We start from the raw sequence: 5,972 nt of genomic DNA on the forward strand, positions 1-5,972 counted from the left end.
AAACCTGGCAGCAACTTCAGCTATGGTTACCTCATGTGTTTGATAATAGTCTATCACAGCCAGTTTAAAATCAGTGTCAAATATTCTCTTATTTCTACTATGACGAATTTTACCTTGAAGTCGATATGTTTGAATCCAGCTTCGAACAACCCTTGAATTGAGGTTGTATTCTCGAGCTAATTGGATACTCGTTGCCATTCCCTGATTATATTTACTAATAATTTCCGCTTTCAGTTCCGGACTGTACTTTGCCATAAAAAATACCCCACAATCATTAGACTACTTTGTCTAACAATTATAGGGCACTTCAATCACGGCACGGATTGAAATATCCTATTTCCAGCAAAGTCCCTGCTCATGCAGTACTTCAAGGATTTGGCTGCGATGCGTCTTGCGGTTGTCAAGTTTGGCAGATCCGATCTGATTGGTGAACGAATCAATGCGCTTGTTGGCGTCTCGAAGATCGTAATAAGTTTGAACGACTTCATCATATGAGGCGAGATTTTCGATTGAAAAATCGTGAGGATATTCGTTTTCAAATGAGATGAATTCCAAAGGCAGGCGCGGCTTCAGTTGCGGTTCCTGATCAGGAACGCCGACTTGAACGCCTAAAACGGGATAGGTCATTTTCGGCAGATTCAAAATTTTGACCAATTCCTTCGGCTCATTATTGATGCTTCCTAAAATAACAGCGCCAAGTCCCATGCTTTCAGCCGCATTGACGAAATTTTGCACGGCCAAAACCGTATCTTCAACTGCCTGCAGGAAAACATCGGTCCCGTGAAGCGCGCCTTCGTCTTTTCCGAGTTGGCGACGAATTTCGCTGTTGCGGTACAGATCGGCAACAAAAATGAACAGATCTCCGTTTGCGCCGACATATTTTTGCCCCGTAATCTCACGGATTTTTGCTCGTTTTTCATCATCCGTAACGTGCAGCATCGAGAACTGCTGCAAGAACATGCTTGTCGACGTGTGACGTGCCACTTCTTCCAAAGTCTTCTTCTGCTCATCAGTGAGTTCCTGGTTTTTGAAAGCTCGTATCGTCCGATGGTTCAATTGCGTTTTAATCGTTTCGTTCATGATGATACCTCCGTTAATTATTTTAAATGCAGTGCTTTTCCGGCATGACTGCCTTTAAATCCAAAAATCAGACACGTTTTTATCTTGAATCTACTCTCTGACTTGACCGTCGCCGCGAATCACGTATTTGATCGTGGTCAGCTCGTTTAAGCCCATCGGTCCTCTTGCGTGAAGCTTTTGCGTCGCAATGCCGATTTCTGCTCCAAATCCGAATTCGAACCCATCGGTAAAACGGGTCGAAGCATTGACGTAGACGCAGGCGGAATCGATTTCGTTCAAAAAACGCTGACTCGCACGGTAATTTTCAGTAATGATTGACTCGGAATGATGCGTGCTGTGCTGATTAATGTGCAAAATTGCCTCATCCAAAGAATCAACGATTCCGATCGTCAAAATATAATCGTTATATTCGGTATCCCAGTCTTCAACGGTTGCAGGCCTGCAACGGCTGCCAAGAATCGCGCATGCCCGTTCGTCGCCGCGAAGTTCGACGTGCCGTTCTTCAAGGGCTTGTGCTACGCGAGGCAGAAATTTCTCTGCAACGTCTTCATGAATCAGGAGTTTCTCAGCCGCATTGCAGACTGACGGGCGTTGGCACTTGGCATTGACGACGATTTTTTCCGCCATGTCAAATTCAGCATCCTTATCAACGTAGAGATGACAATTTCCGGCGCCTGTTTCAATCACCGGAACCTTGGCATTGTTGACGACGGCCTTGATCAGACGAGCCGAGCCGCGCGGAATCAAAACGTCAAGATAATCCGTCAGCTGCATGAACTGATTTGCAATCTCATGCGAAGTTTCCTGAATGATTTGTACGGCATTTTCGTCAAGGCCTGATGAGGCGACCACAGTCCGCAAAATTTCACAAAGCTTGACGTTTGTCCTCAACGCTTCTTTTCCGCCGCGAAGAATCACGGCATTTCCGGACTTGAAACAAAGACCGGCCGCATCGACCGTCACGTTTGGACGAGCTTCATAAATCATGCCGACGACGCCAAGAGGAATCCGCCTTTTGGCGATCTGCAAACCGGCATGGTTGACCCAGGCAGAATCCTCGTTTCCGATCGGATCAGGCAAGGATGCAACCTGGCGCAGGCCTTCTGCCATCCCTAAAATACGGTCATGATCAAGCGTCAGACGATCCGTAAAATTTTGCGGCATCTCTGATGCTTTCTCCAAATCAAGCCTGTTTTGTGTCAAAATCTCTTCTTCTTTTTCGATCAAGGCATCAGCCATCTTGTTCAACACTGCATTTTTCAATGAGGTCGGCGTCTGTGCCAGCTCAAAAGCTGACTGCCTGGCCTTTTTCCCCATCTCTTCCAAAGAAATTACCATAATTTCACCTCATTTTTTCCTGAAAAGAGTTCCGATCTTATCACCGTTCATGATTCTGAAAATAATCGACGGATTTTCACCGTTCGCAAGAATCATCATGCGATCATGCTTCAAAATGCGTTTTGCCGCCTTGAGCTTGGTCGTCATTCCGCCCGTTCCGAATTTAGTTCCCTTGCCGCCGGCCTGTTCGATAACCTTGGAGTCAATCTTGTTGATTTCGTCAATCAGCCTGGCGTCTTTGAAATGGCGCGGATTTTTGTTGAAAAATCCGTCAATGTCTGACAGCATGATCAAAAGATCCGCATCGACGATGTCGGCCACGACAGCTGAAAGCTGATCGTTGTCGCCGAACTTCGTGTGGTGATCGAGTTCGTCGACTGCAATCGTGTCATTTTCGTTGATAATCGGAATAATGCCCCATTCAAGCAGCGTATCAAGCGTGTTAAAAACGTTCTGGCGACTCTCCGGATAGTCCAAGACGTCATGCGTCAGCAGCACTTGGCTGATCTTTTGACCATACGTCGTAAAACGCTGCTGGTAAATCGTCATCAGTTCGCACTGCCCCATTGATGCCAAGGCTTGTTGTTCCGGAATCTTCTCGGGTCGAGCATCCAACCCCATCTGTCCCATTCCGACGCCGATTGCCCCTGATGAAACAAGGACGACCTGCTTGCCTTCGTTGACAAGACCGCTCAACGAAAAGCTGAGCTGATCGATTGCCTGCAGATTGATCCTGCCATTCGGATGAATCAGCGTGCTGGTTCCGACCTTGACAACGATTCGTTTTGCACCGTCAAGTTGGCGCTTGCTGCTCATAACGACTACCTTCCTTCTTGCTTTTTGTTATGTTCTAACTATACCATTAATCTTTTCTATCTACTAGCACCAGGTTGGCGCTTGAGGCCATCAAGCATGTATTTTTGGATCAAATCAACAATCTGTCTGTTTTCCGGAAGATCCGAATGTTTGGCTTCGTTTCCGGTCACGGTTATTTGCGTGAATGACTTGACTTTTCCCTGAAAAATATACTTGCCAGCCTCGACGCTTTTTTCGGGAACCAGGCCGTCCGAAGTATAGGTTTCGGTTCCGGCAACCGAATATACGATCAAATCGTCGGGGAGACGGTAACTGTATTTGATAAAATCAGACAGCATCTGCGACTTCTTCTTCATCGACTGTTCCGAAAAATTGTAGGGAGATCCGATCGTCATCAGTTTTTTAAAGCTGACGTCGTAATTTTTTGAATAATTTTCGAGAAAACAGGTCCAGACCAGACCACCGTTTGAATGTCCGATACATTTGCAGTTGTTGAACTCATAGCGTTCATATAATTGCGTAAAACATTTATTGAACATCCGGGCCTGCTTCTTGATGTTCGAGTACCCGTCACGATTGTTCTCAAATCCGACCACGATGACTGGTTCGGTGTCCCTTGCAGAAATCTTGCCTTTAAACTTTATCCTGCCGTTGCTCATGACTTTGATCTTAAGCAGTCCATGCTTTTTGGGCTGATCGGAATTAAGCTGTGCGACCATTCCGTCAAATCTGTTTTCCGTCGCTGAACTTCCGGGAATCATGATCACTGGCGACAGCTGCGAATTATAACGCCGAGCCATTTGTTCAGAACTTTCTTTAGTATACCGATACGTCGGAATTGCCAGGAGAATCGTCAAAATTAAAATCAAGCCGGAAAAAAAGACTGCGCCCTTATTTTTCATCAACCTGTCCTCCCTTGAGTCGATTCATCAATTCGCCTGCGCGCTCTGCATTTTTCACAAAAAAGCAGTAAATAAAAGCATCCATCATGACCAACGCAAGCGAAACGAAAAAGGCCGCAAACGAACCGTTCGTGGCAATCAGCGCGCGCAAGACCGGCGGCGTGCCGCCCCAGACCGGGTAGACTGACGGAAGCAGGATTCCAAGCTTATAAAATGCAGAAACGACGACCATGTTCAGTTGCGGAACAAAAACATACGGTATCAAAAACAGCGGATTGAGCAAGACCGGCACCCCGATATTTAATGACGAATCGTAGCCGAAAAAGACCGGAATCAGACACCACCAACAAAGAAGCCGTCGATTTCTTCTCTTCGAAACAAACATCAAAGCAAGCAACAGCCCCAGACCGGCAAGCTGAGCATAAGTAAAGTACGTCGAATAAGTCGTCAGTTTATAAGGAACGCTGGTCAAATCGCCATGATGAGCCAAAGAATAGTTCAGGTTCTTCGTCGCCGAGGCCTCATCAAAAAAAATGCTGCTCGTATAAGGTCCAAAAAGTCCGCACCAGGTTCCGACGCTCGTCAATAGTCCGAGCCAAAGAATCGACGTAAAACTGCTCGTTGCCGCTTTCATCTCCTGAGACTGAGAAATCCCGTTTTTAAACAAATAGCTGCCTGCAAAGTTCAGAATTATCGCAAATGCAAGCGCTAAAAACAGCGGCAAAAGCATTCGGAACGAACCCGGAAGCTGCTGATCGGCGCCTTCTCTTCCCTCAACCCTGCTCCAAAATTCTCCGCTCAGTAAAAACAGCTTGCCCACGACGTATCCGAACATGATGCCGGCCAGGATTCCTTGCACGCCAAGCAGCCGATAAGCAAATACGAACCCGTGCGACTGCCCTGCCTGTTGAAAACACAATGCCAGATAAGCTATAAATCCGGTTGTCGCAGCCGTTTTATAATTTTGCCGCAAAAACTGTGCCGTATATCCGGCAGAATAATGAGCTGCCAAAAGTCCGCTCAACCCGCCGGTCATCGCATAGATTCCGTTACACAGACTATTGAATCTCTGGCTCAGTTCCATTCCAAAAATTCCGCTCAAAAAACTATCCGGGGCAAGCAATGCCACCGTTGCAACCTTTGCAAAACTGCCGATCAAAACGAATGGAAAAACTGACAGAAGCGCTGCCCGTGCCGTTTTAAAAAAGCTCATTTCTCTGATTTTGGCAATCTCAAAAATGACTTGTTTTTGCATAGTATTTTCCTCCGACTGAATGATAACTTAATTATACGCTTTTTTGAACAAGGTGCGAAGACCAGCCGACTAACAAGGCGGGAGATAAGGAGGGGCGCGAGTGATCAGCGCAAGCGCAGTCACGACGCGGCACGAACTTATCATGAGCCTTGTTGCTGGTCTGAGCCTGATTATGAAGGTGTGGAAGCGAGCGCTTATGACCCCGTACGCAACTGAATAATGATGAAAATACGTGTCGTGATGGCACGTATTTTTTCTTTTTTGGGCAGCGTGCCAAGATTTAACTCAAATTTACGGACAACGCTGTATTTTTGGCCATTTTGTCCGTAAGCAAACCGCATTTTACGGACAAAGAGCCCATTTTCATCGATTTGTCCGTAAACGGCAGTGATTTTGCCAAATGCAGTGCCGCTCATCACCTGCTCAATCACTGCACCTGACCTCGGTTACGGGCAAAACGGTGCTTTTTGGAATTTGCCCGCAATCCGATACCACACTGCTTTGGCGAAGGTAACCGAGTAGAACATTTTTCCGATTTTGGAGGATTTTGTTCTACTTTCGAGGCTGGGCGGGCCGATTTC

Annotated in this window: 7 protein-coding genes; all 7 read right to left on the minus strand. The window is 46.6% G+C overall.

Annotation, left to right across the window (positions count from 1 at the left end; genetic code table 11):
• Positions 1-255: helix-turn-helix domain-containing protein (locus tag BMZ95_RS07215; protein ID WP_143454981.1), on the minus strand; the 255-nt coding region annotated here is incomplete at its 3' end.
• A 78-nt stretch (positions 256-333) separates the two neighbouring features.
• Entirely contained in the window at positions 334-1,080 is a 747-nt protein-coding gene (locus tag BMZ95_RS07220) for an NADPH-dependent oxidoreductase (RefSeq protein ID WP_014072806.1), read from the minus strand.
• A 90-nt stretch (positions 1,081-1,170) separates the two neighbouring features.
• On the minus strand, positions 1,171-2,418 hold the full coding sequence (locus BMZ95_RS07225) for a glutamate-5-semialdehyde dehydrogenase (protein ID WP_014072805.1): 1,248 nt from the start codon (positions 2,416-2,418) through the stop codon (positions 1,171-1,173).
• A gap of 9 nt (positions 2,419-2,427) precedes the next feature.
• On the minus strand, positions 2,428-3,234 hold the full coding sequence (gene proB / locus BMZ95_RS07230) for a glutamate 5-kinase (protein WP_014072804.1): 807 nt from the start codon (positions 3,232-3,234) through the stop codon (positions 2,428-2,430).
• A gap of 56 nt (positions 3,235-3,290) precedes the next feature.
• Complete coding sequence (locus BMZ95_RS07235) at positions 3,291-4,136, minus strand: alpha/beta hydrolase (RefSeq protein ID WP_014072803.1); 846 nt, start codon at positions 4,134-4,136, stop codon at positions 3,291-3,293.
• Positions 4,126-5,391: a PTS sugar transporter subunit IIC gene (locus tag BMZ95_RS07240; RefSeq protein WP_014072802.1), complete on the minus strand. Its 1,266-nt coding sequence runs from the start codon at positions 5,389-5,391 to the stop codon at positions 4,126-4,128. Before BMZ95_RS07240 ends, BMZ95_RS07235 begins: the two co-directional genes overlap by 11 nt.
• A gap of 194 nt (positions 5,392-5,585) precedes the next feature.
• Positions 5,586-5,822: a hypothetical protein gene (locus BMZ95_RS11190; protein ID WP_046922581.1), complete on the minus strand. Its 237-nt coding sequence runs from the start codon at positions 5,820-5,822 to the stop codon at positions 5,586-5,588.
• Positions 5,823-5,972: the final 150 nt, after the last annotated feature.

It is taken from the genome of Ligilactobacillus ruminis DSM 20403 = NBRC 102161, assembly GCF_900113455.1.
GTDB lineage: Bacteria > Bacillota > Bacilli > Lactobacillales > Lactobacillaceae > Ligilactobacillus > Ligilactobacillus ruminis.